General features: G+C 40.7%; 18 protein-coding genes and 4 tRNA genes. 15 read left to right on the plus strand and 7 right to left on the minus strand.

What is annotated here, in order from left to right; genetic code table 11:
• Positions 1-79 precede the first annotated feature (79 nt).
• Together PHC85_02210 and PHC85_02215 are read left to right on the plus strand one after the other, a co-directional pair.
• Positions 80-886 carry a response regulator gene (locus tag PHC85_02210; protein ID MDD5032907.1) on the plus strand — a complete coding sequence of 269 codons (807 nt, stop codon included), beginning with the start codon at positions 80-82 and terminating at the stop codon, positions 884-886.
• Between the two features lie 5 nt (positions 887-891).
• Entirely contained in the window at positions 892-1,602 is a 711-nt protein-coding gene (locus PHC85_02215; protein ID MDD5032908.1) for a hypothetical protein, read from the plus strand.
• 9 nt (positions 1,603-1,611) lie between these two features.
• Here PHC85_02215 and rpsT read toward each other — a convergent pair whose 3' ends face one another.
• On the minus strand, positions 1,612-1,872 hold the full coding sequence (gene rpsT / locus PHC85_02220) for a 30S ribosomal protein S20 (protein MDD5032909.1): 261 nt from the start codon (positions 1,870-1,872) through the stop codon (positions 1,612-1,614).
• A 73-nt stretch (positions 1,873-1,945) separates the two neighbouring features.
• On the opposite strand from rpsT, the gene ruvA reads away from it, so the two are divergent.
• The 4 genes from ruvA to PHC85_02240 are packed head-to-tail and all read left to right on the plus strand — an operon-like array spanning position 1,946 to position 5,672.
• Positions 1,946-2,524, plus strand: coding sequence for a Holliday junction branch migration protein RuvA (gene ruvA / locus PHC85_02225; GenBank protein MDD5032910.1), 579 nt, complete (start codon positions 1,946-1,948; stop codon positions 2,522-2,524).
• Positions 2,525-2,527: 3 nt separating this feature from the next.
• Entirely contained in the window at positions 2,528-3,859 is a 1,332-nt protein-coding gene (gene murE, locus PHC85_02230) for a UDP-N-acetylmuramyl-tripeptide synthetase (GenBank protein MDD5032911.1), read from the plus strand.
• A 60-nt stretch (positions 3,860-3,919) separates the two neighbouring features.
• On the plus strand, positions 3,920-4,801 hold the full coding sequence (gene mutM, locus PHC85_02235) for a bifunctional DNA-formamidopyrimidine glycosylase/DNA-(apurinic or apyrimidinic site) lyase (GenBank protein ID MDD5032912.1): 882 nt from the start codon (positions 3,920-3,922) through the stop codon (positions 4,799-4,801).
• Between the two features lie 22 nt (positions 4,802-4,823).
• Complete coding sequence (locus PHC85_02240; GenBank protein MDD5032913.1) at positions 4,824-5,672, plus strand: hypothetical protein; 849 nt, start codon at positions 4,824-4,826, stop codon at positions 5,670-5,672.
• On the opposite strand, the gene PHC85_02245 is transcribed toward PHC85_02240, so the two are convergent.
• The 5 genes from PHC85_02245 to PHC85_02265 all read right to left on the minus strand — a co-directional run bounded on the left by PHC85_02245 (position 5,669) and on the right by PHC85_02265 (position 7,405).
• Positions 5,669-6,211 (minus strand): TrmH family RNA methyltransferase, encoded by a 543-nt coding sequence (locus PHC85_02245; GenBank protein MDD5032914.1) that lies wholly within the window; start codon positions 6,209-6,211, stop codon positions 5,669-5,671. The genes PHC85_02240 and PHC85_02245 overlap by 4 nt on opposite strands.
• Positions 6,212-6,223: 12 nt before the next feature.
• Positions 6,224-6,296 (minus strand) — tRNA-Lys (locus PHC85_02250).
• Positions 6,297-6,305: 9 nt separating this feature from the next.
• Positions 6,306-6,833, minus strand: coding sequence for a ribonuclease H-like YkuK family protein (locus tag PHC85_02255; GenBank protein ID MDD5032915.1), 528 nt, complete (start codon positions 6,831-6,833; stop codon positions 6,306-6,308).
• A gap of 8 nt (positions 6,834-6,841) precedes the next feature.
• Complete coding sequence (locus PHC85_02260; GenBank protein ID MDD5032916.1) at positions 6,842-7,243, minus strand: DoxX family protein; 402 nt, start codon at positions 7,241-7,243, stop codon at positions 6,842-6,844.
• A 15-nt stretch (positions 7,244-7,258) separates the two neighbouring features.
• Entirely contained in the window at positions 7,259-7,405 is a 147-nt protein-coding gene (locus PHC85_02265) for a hypothetical protein (GenBank protein ID MDD5032917.1), read from the minus strand.
• Positions 7,406-7,495: 90 nt separating this feature from the next.
• Between PHC85_02265 and pilM the strand changes: the two genes are divergently transcribed.
• From pilM to PHC85_02310, 9 genes are all read left to right on the plus strand, one after another.
• Positions 7,496-8,575 (plus strand): type IV pilus assembly protein PilM, encoded by a 1,080-nt coding sequence (pilM, locus tag PHC85_02270; GenBank protein ID MDD5032918.1) that lies wholly within the window; start codon positions 7,496-7,498, stop codon positions 8,573-8,575.
• Positions 8,568-9,116 (plus strand): hypothetical protein, encoded by a 549-nt coding sequence (locus PHC85_02275; GenBank protein MDD5032919.1) that lies wholly within the window; start codon positions 8,568-8,570, stop codon positions 9,114-9,116. Before pilM ends, PHC85_02275 begins: the two co-directional genes overlap by 8 nt.
• Position 9,117: 1 nt before the next feature.
• Positions 9,118-9,639: a hypothetical protein gene (locus tag PHC85_02280; GenBank protein MDD5032920.1), complete on the plus strand. Its 522-nt coding sequence runs from the start codon at positions 9,118-9,120 to the stop codon at positions 9,637-9,639.
• A 2-nt stretch (positions 9,640-9,641) separates the two neighbouring features.
• Positions 9,642-9,941, plus strand: a complete 300-nt coding sequence (locus PHC85_02285) for a hypothetical protein (GenBank protein MDD5032921.1) — start codon at positions 9,642-9,644, stop codon at positions 9,939-9,941.
• A 21-nt stretch (positions 9,942-9,962) separates the two neighbouring features.
• Positions 9,963-10,037, plus strand: a tRNA-Arg gene (locus PHC85_02290).
• Between the two features lie 68 nt (positions 10,038-10,105).
• Positions 10,106-10,177: transfer RNA gene (locus tag PHC85_02295), tRNA-Val, on the plus strand.
• Positions 10,178-10,567: 390 nt separating this feature from the next.
• Entirely contained in the window at positions 10,568-10,885 is a 318-nt protein-coding gene (locus PHC85_02300) for a hypothetical protein (GenBank protein ID MDD5032922.1), read from the plus strand.
• Positions 10,886-10,896: 11 nt separating this feature from the next.
• Positions 10,897-10,968: transfer RNA gene (locus PHC85_02305), tRNA-Phe, on the plus strand.
• A gap of 225 nt (positions 10,969-11,193) precedes the next feature.
• Positions 11,194-11,781: a hypothetical protein gene (locus PHC85_02310; protein MDD5032923.1), complete on the plus strand. Its 588-nt coding sequence runs from the start codon at positions 11,194-11,196 to the stop codon at positions 11,779-11,781.
• Between the two features lie 102 nt (positions 11,782-11,883).
• Here the strand turns inward: PHC85_02310 and PHC85_02315 are convergent, their stop codons facing one another.
• Positions 11,884-12,663 carry a helix-turn-helix domain-containing protein gene (locus tag PHC85_02315; protein MDD5032924.1) on the minus strand — a complete coding sequence of 260 codons (780 nt, stop codon included), beginning with the start codon at positions 12,661-12,663 and terminating at the stop codon, positions 11,884-11,886.
• Position 12,664 lies beyond the last annotated feature (1 nt).

A 12,664-nucleotide genomic window follows, 5' to 3' on the forward strand; every position in this document is an offset into this window, starting at 1 on the left:
GTTTTAATCGTTTTTCGGTTAAAATTGAATTATGCTGCTTTTAATTGGTTCGTTTTTCTAATTATAAGAAAATATTTTTATGGACCGTAAAAAAATTGTAGTGATTGAGGACGAAAAGACTCTTCTTGTCGCGATTAAATCAAAACTTAAGATGGAAGGATACGATGTTTTTTCCGCCGAAGACGGGCTTGATGGAGAAAACATGGTAAAAGAGATCAAACCCGACATGGTCTTGCTGGATATTCTGCTTCCTTCAAAAAACGGACTTGATATTTTGGAAGATCTGAGAAAAGAGGGCTTTAATTTGCCGGTTGTCATAATTTCAAATTCCGGTCAGCCTGTAGAAGTGGACAGGGCTTTAAAACTTGGAGCGGCGGACTATTTGATAAAAGCCGATTTTAATCCGTCTGATGTTTTGCAAAAGGTGGAAAAAGTGATAGGCCCCGGAGAAAAATTTATCGGTGGAAATATTGAAACAGAACACCTGAAAGACAACGTATTAAGAGAAGAAAAAACCGTTTTAGTTATTGAAGACGACCAATTCTTGAGAGAAGTCGTTGTTCAAAAATTAAAAAGAGAAGGTTTTGATGTCCTTTCCGCCATAGACGCGAACGAAGCGTTTTTGCGGATAAAAGAAAAAAAACCGGGAATTATGCTTTTAGATTTGATTCTTCCCGGCATCGACGGATTTGAATTTTTAAGCCAGATCAAAAAAAATCCGGAAACGAACAAAATCCCCGTGATTGTTTTAAGCAATTTGGGACAAAAAGAAGACGTGGACAGGGCGCGGGAAGCCGGAGCGGCGGATTATCTTGTAAAAGCCAATTATACCCCGGGAGAAATAGCCAAAAAAATCAGAGAGGTGCTTAAAGAAAAATATATTTAGGCGAAATGTTTTATTTAATTTCGGGAACCGATATTGAAAAGGTTTCCAAAAAAATTAACGAGCTTTTAAAAGATTTTTCCGGAAAGCAAGAAAGGCTTTCCATTTTTCGTTTTGACGAGGATAACTTTTCAGAAGAAGATTTTAGCGGCTTGCTTGGCGCTTCGGGGTTGTTTTTCTCGCAAAGCGCCGTCGTCTCCAGGGGTCTTTTTTCCGATAAGAGGTCTGCTCCTTTCCTGTCCGAGAATTTAGGAAAGATCAAAGATTCGGAAAACATTTTTGTCTTTATTGATAAGAAATTTGAAGAAAAAGAAAAAAGCGACGCTTCCGGGTTTTGGGATTTCGGCGGCGAAGCCCCCTCGGCAGTTCCTAAGTTTGCCTATTTCGGGCCAAATCTTTTCAGAATAGCCGATGCCCTTTTTTCAGGCAGAAAGAACGAAGCGTGGATTTTATCCCAGGAAGAAATGCTAAAAGGCATGCCCGCGGAAGAAATTTTTTGGAAAATCGTTTTTAAAATCAAGATTCTTTCCGCTATAAAAAAAGGAGAAACGAAAGGCATGAATAAATACGCGTACGATAAGTCAAAAAAAGCCGCTGACCATTTTGACGTTGACCGCTTGAGGCGCATGTCTTTTTCTCTTGTTGATTTGTACCATAAAAACAACAAAGGCCTTGCTGACCTTTCTTGCGGGCTTGAGAAATTTATACTTTCTTTTTAGAAGACGTTTTTATTTAGAGGAAACTTTTTTGGCCAAGCCGGATTTTTTTCTTGCCGCCAGATTTTTCTTTATAACTCCGGTTTTTACGGCTTTGTCTATGGCTTTGTACGCTTCGGGAAGCAAATTCAACGCTTCCCCTTTTTTATCTTGAGAAAGGAGTTTTTTAATGTCTTTAATTTTTCCTTTTAACGCTTCTTTCTTTTTTCTGTTCGCGTTTTTTCTTTTTAGAGATTGCCTTAAAGCTTTTTTGGCTGATTTGGTTATTGGCATACGGCTGGTTTTTAAATGTACGCTTATCCTATCAAATATGTTAAAAATTGCAATGCTAATGTAAGATACTACTATGATTGCAAGAATTGAAGGCGAAGTTGTTTTTAAGGCGCAAAGATTCGTTGTTTTAGAAACGGCGGGCGTGGGCTACAAGATTTTTATTTCCATGGAAACGCTTTCTGGTATTCCGGCGACGGGAGAGAAATTCATTTTGTGGATTCATACTCATGTCCGCGAGGACGACATTAGTCTTTACGGATTTCTTAATTACTCGGAATTGGAATTTTTCGAACAGCTTATCCAAATATCAGGAATAGGTCCGAAAAGCGCGCTGGCTGTTTTATCCGTGGCGCCGCTCGATGTTTTGAAAAAAGCCATCGGTTCCGGAGAAATTTCATATTTGACCAAAGTTTCCGGAATCGGCAAAAAATTGGCGGAGAAAATAATATTGGAATTGAAAGACAAACTTTCCGCCTCTGGAGTTTTGATAAAAGACGGGTCTTTTGTCGAAGGAGAATACGCCGTTGAAGCGCTGAAGTCTCTCGGGTATTCGCTTAGGGAAAGCCGCGAAGCGGTGATGAAAGTTGGCCAGGATATTAAAGGAACGGAAAATATTGTAAGAGAAGCGCTGAGAAATATTAACAAAAATTGAAGCATGACGCTTGAAACATTTTTTGTTTTTCTGAAAAGATTTATTCCCCGAAAATTATTTGTTTTTTTTCAGCCGGTTTACCACCGGCTCCTCGCTTTTTTTGCCGCTTTAATTTATTGTTTTCCCTCCCGCAAGATTTTTGTCGTTGGAGTGACCGGCACAAAAGGAAAAACAACAGTGCTGGAAATAATAAACGCTATCCTGGAACAAGCCGGTTTTAAAACAGCTTTGATGTCTACTTTGCGTTTTAAAGTCGGAGATGAGGAAGAAAGAAATGAATTAAAGATGACAATGCCGGGAAGATTTTTCGTGCAAAAATTTTTACGCAAGGCGGCAAAAGGCGGCTGTGAGTATGCCCTTCTGGAAATGACATCACAGGGCGTCTCCCAGTCCAGGCATAAATTTATCGCCCTTGATTCCATGATTTTTACCAATCTGGCGGCGGAGCATATCGAATCGCACGGTTCTTTCGAAAAATACCGCGAAGCGAAAGTGGAGCTTTTTAAAGCGCTTCAGAAATCGCGGAAAAAGAAAAAGGTTTTGGTTTTAAACAAGGACGATGAAAATATAAAATATTTTCTTCCGTTCAAGGCGGAAGAGAGATGGGCTTATGGGATAGAAGGACGCGGGTTTGAAGAAAACGGTTTGGGTGAAGATTTTAAAAAACTTTATGTTTCAAAATTTATTTTGAGGGAAAACGGAATCGATTTTGAAATTGGAGAAAAAAGTTTCAGTTCAAAACTTTTAGGCGAATTCAATTTGTATAATTTATTGGCTGCGGTTTCCTTCGCCTTGTCTCAGTCCGTCGGAGAGTCCGTGATTAAAAAAGCCGTTGAAAAATTTTCAGGAGTTTCCGGCCGCGTTGAATTTATTAATGAAGGTCAGGATTTTAAAATTGTCGTCGACTACGCGCATACCCCGGACTCTCTTCAAAAGCTTTATGAAGTTTTTCAGGCCTCGCGCCGCATTTGTGTTTTGGGTGCCACCGGCGGCGGCCGCGACAAATGGAAAAGAATTGAATTCGGCCGTATCGCTGCCGCTAATTGCGATGAAATAATACTTACAAACGAAGATCCTTATGATGAAAACCCGGCGGAAATAATAAGCAACATTGCCATGGGAATAGAATCTCCTTTTAAATACAAAATAATGGCCGATCGCAGGGATGCCATCCGGGAAGCGCTTCGTACGGCTAAAAAAGGCGACACAGTTTTGATTACCGGAAAAGGAACCGACCCTTTCATAATGGGACCTAATGGGTCTAAAATTCGTTGGGACGACAGGGATGTGGCAAGAGAAGAAATCGGGAAAATTTTGAATTCTAAACAGGAATAATATTGAGTCAAACCTGTCTGTTGCGCGGTTTCATGGCAGTTTTATTTTTAAAAACAAGAAATGCCCGAGCTTCCGGAAGTCCAGACAATAATAAATGATCTCAGAAAAGTTTTACCCGGATTAAAAATTTTCGGTGTTTGGACCGATTTTCCGAAAATGATTAAACATCCGGCAAGCTCCTTTCTTTTCGAGAAAAAATTAATTCGAAGTAAATTTCTAAAAGTTGAACGGCGCGGAAAAAATATTTTATTTTATCTTTCCGGCGGAAAAACTTTGCTTATTCATCAAAAAATGACCGGCCATTTGATGTATGGGAAATGGCGGATGGAAAAGAATAAGTGGTTAAGCGTTGATAAAGGGCCTTTGCTGGAAGATCCTCAAAATCGATTTATACATCTTGTTTTTGAATTATCGAATAAAAAACAGCTTGCCCTTTCCGATGTCAGAAAATTCTCCAAGGTTTTGATATGGAAAACCAGCGACCTTGAAAATTTAAAAGACATAAAAAATATCGGAGTTGATCCTGTCTCTGCGGATTTTACCATAAAAACTCTTGAAAAAATTTTTAAAAATAAAAAAGGAAAGATAAGAGACGTTTTAATGAATCAAGAAATAATCTCGGGAATTGGAAATATTTACGCGAGTGAAATTTTATGGGAGGCCGGGTTGCACCCGTTTTGCGAAGTTTCAAGATTCAACAAAAAAGATTTTGTGAAACTGCGCGCTTCCATTAAAAAAATTTTAAACCAGGCCATAAAATCGCGGGGAGATTCCATTATAGATTATCGCGATCTTTACGGCAGAAAAGGAGGATATCAGCACAAACATAAAGCGTATCAAATGGAAGGCAAAAAATGCGCGAAAAAAGACGGCGGCATCATCAAAAGAATAAAGGTCAAAGGCCGTTCCGCGTTTTATTGCCCCGTGCATCAAAAATTATAAATTACTGTGGTATTATAAAATTATGGAAATCGGAAGCAGCCAAGGACCGGAAAAAGACCTGAAAGTTGTCTTAGTTTTTCTTTTGGGTTTGTTTTTGGTTTGGTACGCTTTGGGCGGACCTAAAAACATTCCTTTTCCAAAAGACCTTTTTGTGGACAAGACTCCCTTGGATGAAAATTATGGGTCTTCCTCTTCCGAGGCGAGCGGAACAAACGGCGTTTTGGCTTCCGGAGATAAAATAAGCATAAGCGTTTCGGGTGCCCGGGAGGCGAAGCCCCAAAGAGAATACATAGAAATAAAAGCTTCAAGCGGAAATAAAAATTCGATAGACATAACCGGATGGATTCTTGTGGGAAAAACCGGACTCGATTTAAAAATACCGCAAGCGGTCAATCTTGTCGTTGCCGGTTCTGAAAATTATAAAACTGACGTTGTTTTGAAGCCCGGAGAAAAAGCCGTTATCAATACAGGAAGAAGCCCGATAGGATACAGTTTCAGGGTAAATAAATGTTCGGGCTATTTAAGCCAAGCGAATCTTTTTTATCCTTCTGTTTCAAAAAAATGCCCTTATCCCAAAGACGAAGATTGGCCGGCCGGCCTTTCGGACGCTTGCCGCGATTTTATAAAAACAATTTCCTCGTGCAGGGTAAACGTTTCGGTTCCAGTAAAGCTTGGCGATGAGTGCGCGTCGGCGATTTCGGAAAAACTTAATTACAATAAATGCGTTTCAACTCATAAAAACGACGAGAATTTTTATCAATCCGAATGGAGGGTTTACATGGATAGAGAGGAAGAGCTTTGGAAGAAAACCAGCGAGAGAATTATTTTAAAAGACAGAAACGGCAATATAGTTATTACTTCGGCGTATTAGTTTTCTAAAATTTTAAAAAGTATTATTCCTGCGGCGACCGCCACGTTCAGAGATTCTTTTCCGCGGCGTTGCCTGAGGCTCCGATTTTTAGGATGACCGGCTTGCCGAACCATCTTCCCTTTTACCGGTATTTCTATTACGGCGTCGCATTTTTTAAGAATTTGTTCCGAGAGTCCGCGAACTTCGTTTCCCAAAATTAAAGCGGCGGGAAATTTTATTCTGTCCGCGCGGACAGAACCGAATTCTCTGTAATCAATAGAATTTTTACTTTGTTCAACGGCGGAGACAAAAACTCCGTTGTTTTTTAATTTTATTATTAATCTCCCGATGTTTTTTTGTTTTTCCCAGGCAACGTATTTTTCCGCGCCGAGCGCGGTTTTGACGATTTCTTTCCGGGTCTTTCCGAAAATATCCAAAGGAGCCGGAGTATAGCCGGTAAGATACATTTTTGATACTCCGGCAGTATCGGCGGTTCTGAAAATAGACCCGACATTATGAAGCGACCGGATGTTGTGAAGGATGAGAAAGATTTTTTTCATCTTACTTGCCGATGCCCCGTGAGGGATTCGAACCCCCGACCATCTCCTTAAGAGGGAGTTGCTCTACCAACTGAGCTAACGGGGCAAGTTTTAATCATGTATGCCTGTCCGCGACCGAACATGCGCAAAAAGAAAAAGGTTTTATCACCGGTTCAAGACCGTGGCCTTTTACCATGCCTATTACTCCTTCCACAAAATCCTTTGTCGGTCCATTCTGTCCTACGTCTATGTGCACGGTTATCTGGTTGTTTACTCCGCCAGGCGGCGCGGATCCGTCTGCGGAGACCGGCCAGAAAAATTCTTCTCCAAGGGTTTCTTTAAGCCGGCTTTTCAGTTCTTGCGTTAATGTTATTGAAAGCATCGCTTCCTTGTAAATTCTTTCCTGTAAAGTGTGGCAAAAAATTCTTCCTGTTTTCGTCCAAAAATATCTGCCTCCGTTCCCTACCCGTAAAACCGTTATCGCCGTAACAAAAAAAGTGTTTTTTATTCCGGGAGAATCCGAACCAACGGTTACCTGATAACGGTCAGCCGGTTTTTCATTTACATACGATTTTATTTCCTCGATGACTTCGTCGAATCCTATCCGTTTTTTTATGGTGCTGTTGTAGAATTTCGTTTCCATCCCTGTTTTTACAATGGTAAGTCAAAAGAAAAAATTCCCGGGCCTGAAACTAAAATTGATAAAGCCGCCGCCAGCACAAGAAAATCAAAATCCCAACCGCCGATAAATCCCGCCCCTCTTTTTATTTTTACAATCATAAAAAGAGTTATTAAGACAGCGAGGACGCAGGCTATTTGCGTAAAAATTCCTAACGCGAACATTGTGGCGGAAGCGATTTCCAGAAGACCCGTCAAATAAACCCATAATTTTTCGCGTTTAAATCCTGCCGCTTTAAAAACATTGGCTGTTTGTACGAATTCCGTAAGGATTTTAGCGCGGCCGGTTCCGAAAAACATCACTGCAAGCGCCAATCTTAAAAAAAGAGGCGACAACTCCTGGTATTTTAGGAGTTCCGGAAAAACGCTTAGCATGTTTTTACTTTAGTTTTAAGAGAGTTTTTTTTCAAGATGCCTGTGTTGCTGGCAGACTTTTTTTATTTTTTCCGTTTCTTCCTCAAAAGGCAGAAACAGACCGCGGATGCGGTTCTTTTCTTTTCTTATATTTATTCTCGCGCTTTTGGGCAGTTTTTTCATACGGGGAATAATAGCATTATCCACGCCGGTTGGATACGTCTGGTTGGAGGTTCGGATTATACATAGTATAATTAACAATCATAAGCTTTCATGAAATTGTTTTCTAAATTTTTTCCGCTCCCCCATTATCTGCGCGTGCCGGTAGTCGGTCTTGATATTTCCGACAGAAGCATCAAATATGCGGAATTGGATAGCCGCGGCGGGTTGCTTGCGCTTAAAAAGTTCGGGAAGAAAACAATAGAAAAAGGCATAATAGAAAAAGGCGTTATTTTGGATAAAGTAAAACTTGTTGAACAGCTGAAAAACGTGGCGCGGGATCTGGACAATAAAAATACGGCCATTGCTCTCCCCGAAGAAAAAGCGTTTTTGAAACTGATACACCTTCCTTTTATCGAAGACAGCCAAGTCAGGGGGAGCGTTGAAGTCCAGATTGAAGAAATAGTCCCCCTTCCTTCAAGCGAAGTTGTTTTTGATTTTGAAATAATAGGGCGTTTCCCGGAAAAAAATCGTCTGGATGTCGTGTTAAGTGTTTTTCCTTCCAAGATTGCCGAAGACTATGCCGAAGTTTTGGACGAAGCGGACCTTTCTCCTTTTGCGTTTGAGGTGGAAAGCCAATCGGTTTTTCGCTCTTTGGTCAGCGCTCTTGATGGCAAAGCGACAATGGTTATTGATTTTGGCAAAACAAGAACGAGTTTTTTTGTCGGAGAAAACGGATGCGTTAAATTCTGCTCAACGGTGGCGGTCGCAGGGGAAAGCATGGACAGCGCTCTTTCCAAGGCCATGAACATAAATGTCTTTGAAGCCGAGAAAGAAAAAAAGAATATAGTCTTCAGGGCTAACGGAGAAAGTGCGGCGTTGTCCGCGGTTTTGCCTGCAATTTCGGTTTTAAAGGACGAAGCAAAAAGAGTTTTGAGTTATTGGCAGACTCACGCTTCCGACCAGGGTTTTGAAAATATTGACATAGAAAAAATTCTTCTTTGCGGAGGAGACGCAAATATGCCCGGACTTACGGATTATTTTTCTCATGAGCTAAAACGAACGGTAGAAAACGGCAATCCGTGGATCAATATAACTTCACTTAAGGAGTATGTTCCCGAGATGGAAAGAAGAGAATCTCTTTTGTACGCGACGGCGCTGGGGCTTTCCTTGAGGTCTTTTTACCATGATTAATCTTCTCCCTGTTTCCTGCAAAAAAAAGGCGGAGCGCGAAATTTTAAGGCGTTTTATCGTGGTTTTTGGCTTGGGCCTGGCTTTTCTTTTTTTCGTTGAAGCCGCCGCGGCGTTCGTTCTTTATTTTACTTCCGATGTTTATCTTAAAAATTTTCAGCAGCAGATGGCTTCCACTGAAAATTTGGCGAAAATGAAAAATTTGGTCGTGCTGGAGGAAAACGTCGGAGAATTGAATGAATTTTTAAAAAGTTTTTCTTCGGAAGCGCCGGATGCGGAAAAAATTTCAAAAGAAATTTCTATTATTGCGAAATTTTTACCTTCTTCCCTTAAAATCAAATCTTTTTCTTTTGAGCCGGCAAAAGACGGAGCCTCTATTTCTAAAGTGAATCTTACCGGTTTTGCCGGAAGCCGCGATGATTTGCTTGATTTCACCGGTGATTTAAGAAGAAGCGGCGAATTTGAATCAATTCAATCTCCTGTGTCCAATATTCTGACGGAAAAAGAATTTGATTTTTTAATTGAAATAGTCCTTAAAAATTAAAATGGGAAAAGGAAGAAAAAAATTCATAATAAGCCTGGCTTTAATAGCGCTATTGAATATGGCGCTGGTTTCCGCAATTTATTTTTTGCTTTCCGCCGAGTATAAGAAAAAAGCAAAAGTTGACGAGCTTAAAACAAGTATTTTGATAAACGAAAAAAGGATAGAAAATACAAAACGCCTTGAGGACCAGCTTGCTGAAGCGAAAGAAGAGAAGGAAAAAATAGAATCCGTCTTTTTGGACAAAGATAATCTGATAAAATTTATACAAGAGCTCGAATCTTTGGCAAAAATCGCGAATGTCGACATGGAAATGAAATCCGTTGAAATGGGCTTTGGCTCCGTGGGCGCAAAACCGTTTTTCAGTTTTACCGCCGCGGGAGATTTTTCCGATATCTATCGATTTCTTGTTTTAATCGAAAACGATCCTTACCAGATAAAAATAAGCAGGCTTCAGCTGCAAAATTTGGTTGAAGGTAAAAAATGGGAAGCCGGTTTTTCCGTGCGGCTTTTAAGTTTTAAATAAAAATGGGAATAAAATTTAAAAATTTGCTGAAAATAAAGAAACCCAGGATTGGAAGAGGGCTGACGTGGCGTCTGGGGCTCATTGCTTTTTTCTTCTTCTTCGTTGTAATATTTGTTTTGAATTTGCGTTTTTTGGGAAGACTTCAAGAAAGCCTGAATATTGTCGCGGAAGAAAAGGATTTTTCCATTGAGTCGGTGGAGTTTGACCTTTTGACAAAGATATCAGAAAATATGGTTGAAAAAGAATCCGCTTTTGAAAAATATAAGCAGGAAGTTCCAAACATAAACGATCCTTCTATTTAATTAAAGTTTTTAAATAATCAAGCCCCCGTAGTTCAACGGATAGAACGGCTCCCTTCTAAGGAGCAGATCTAGGTTCGATTCCTGGTGGGGGCACCAGTATCAAACTTTCAGGAATTTAGTAGAAACAAAGAAGAAAAAAAGTATTTTTGAATTTAAAAAACTGCGCGCGGTTAGCTCAGTGGCAGAGCAACGCTTTTACACAGCGAAGGCCGGGGGTTCAAATCCCTCACCGCGCAATGAGCGAAGCGAACGGAGCGGTGAAAGAAAAGCAAACTGCTTTGCTTTTCGCCGGGATTTGAAGGCCGGAGTTATGCCGAGCAAAGCGAGGCAAACGAGGCGGGGCCGAAAAATCCGCCAATGGCGGATATTTGTGGCAAAATCCCTCACCGCGCAATGAGCGAAGCGAACGGAGCGGTGAAAGAAAAGCAAACTGCTTTGCTTTTCGCCGGGATTTGAAGGCCGGAGTTATGCCGAGCAAAGCGAGGCAAACGAGGCGGGGCCGAAAAATCCGCCAATGGCGGATATTTGTGGCAAAATCCCTCACCGCGCAATGAGCGAAGCGAACGGAGCGGTGAAAGAAAAGCAAACTGCTTTTTATTTTGGCAAAAATTTGAGATAATCAAAAAATGGACGAATTAAAACAATTGCTTCAGCGCAACCTTGAAGTTTCCGAGGAATCCCTTAATATATTGAAAAAAATGCACCATAGCCAGCAAATCGGCAGGGTGCTTCGTTTTTTGAAATGGACGCTCATAATAATAATATCGCTTGGCGCTTACTACTATATCCAGCCGTTCGTATCTACTTTTTGGGACACCTTCGTAAAAATTCAATCAGATATTTCTGCTTTGAGCGGTACTGGAGAAACGCAGCCGAAAAGCGAGCCGTCTGATTTGATTCAAAATATACAGAAGCTTTTTGGCAGGCAGGTAGAGAATAATTAAAGTTTAATATTGCCGAGGTAGCTCAGTGGTAGAGCATTTCTCTGAAAAAGAAAGGGTCGGTGGTTCGATTCCACTCCTCGGCATCATACTTAGAAAAGGTCAGACTGGATGTTTTGTTCTAATCTTGCCCGAAGGCTTAGAAGAAAAATCTCTATATTGATTGTTTGGGAAATTCCAAAGAATTTCTGTTTTTATTTTTGGTTCTTGATTTTTCCCTCTGTTTTATTGTATTTTTGCCGGAGACGGTTATTGACAGTTTGGATTGATTTGCGTTTTGGAACTTTGAAAACCAAAAAGGAGGCAAAAGGATGGAAGAAAAACAAGGACTGTCTTCAAGAGAACTTCTTGAAAGCGTGTATAACGCCCTTAAAGAGGGATGCAGAGAAATTCAATTTTCATCAAGAGCGATGGCTGAAATCGCCGATGACTCGGATTGGCATAGATCGCGGACCGGCTATACCGGTTATGAGTCCGCCGCGCTTTTTAATGCCGGCGGGAAAAAATGGGCCGTGGCTTTTGGAATTAAATGCGGAAGTTATCCGGCAGACCCCTATAATTGCGATATCGCCGCGGTGGAACTTACCGGTGGCGGAAATACCAATAAGGAAATTGCGGCGGAAGTCCAATCCGCCCTCAGAAGAAACAGTTATTTCCGCGATTCCCTTGTCTACGCGATGGCAGACGGTCAGCTTAAGGTAAAAAAAGACGGACGTTTTAGCAAGAAGACGCTTGAACTTTTAGGTCCAAAAGTTCAAGAATTTGTGGCAAAGGACGTTAGGATTGATCCGAATTATCTAACAATGGATTTACGCCCGGTGGTAAAATCCGCTGTTCGGTATAAGCCTGAATTTGTTGCTTTTCTTCGGGATACGTTTCGAACACTTCTTTCATCTTGAAATAATATCTTGAATTAGCTCTTTTTAGTTCTTTCCCCCTACTTTTGTCCATAACGAAAAACACCTTCATTAAAATGAAGGTGTTTTTGTCTGTAGTTTATTTTATTCAAGCTTGCCCATGTTTTTAGCCTGCAACCATGCCAATTCAAAAATTTTTTTCATCGCGTCGGCAATCTCTCCGGACTCTATAATAATTCCAAGTTTCTCTCTCCAAGAAGCAATCATAATTTTATTGTCGTAGATATCTATTTCAGGCGAAAAATTATATTTATCAACGGGGACCAAAGCCAAATCACGAGCTTCTTCTTTCCCCAGTTTCATGCGTTCGCGGGCAAGCGGCGTATCCGGAGCAATTCCTCGGGCAAAAATCCCTTTTTTGGCTCGACGTTTATAATAATCCGGGAAATAATTGGGCAGAGTTTTGTGCATATCGTCAAAAGTCGCGTACGCGACAATTGATTTAGAAGCGGTAAGAGTGTCTTCGTAAACTTGCTTTAGCCCTTCAATTCCTTCATAAAAACGTACCTTTGGCCGATCTCCTATATTGTATGTTGTCATAAGCTCCGGAAGTATTTTGTTAACTTCGTCGGCAATAAATTTTTGTTTTCTTGCTTTATTGTTCAGAAAGTTCACTAATTTTTCCGGAGACTCCGCCATATATTCTTGTTTGGGTTCTTTGCCCGAAATGCCGACTAGCCCTTTATTGGCCAAGCCGTCAAGAATCACATATCCTGTTGTTCTGTTGATTCCGGCTTTTCGCGAAATTTCCGAAACTTTTCCTCTCCCAATTTCCAAAAGAGCCAGAAAAACAGATATTTCTTTGTCTAAGAAACCCGCTTGCTTTAGCAGACTCCCTACTTTAATTATTTGTTCTTTGATCATA

This window comes from Candidatus Paceibacterota bacterium (assembly GCA_028711505.1).
Classification (GTDB): domain Bacteria; phylum Patescibacteriota; class Minisyncoccia; order JAHISW01; family Tagabacteraceae; genus JAQTSC01.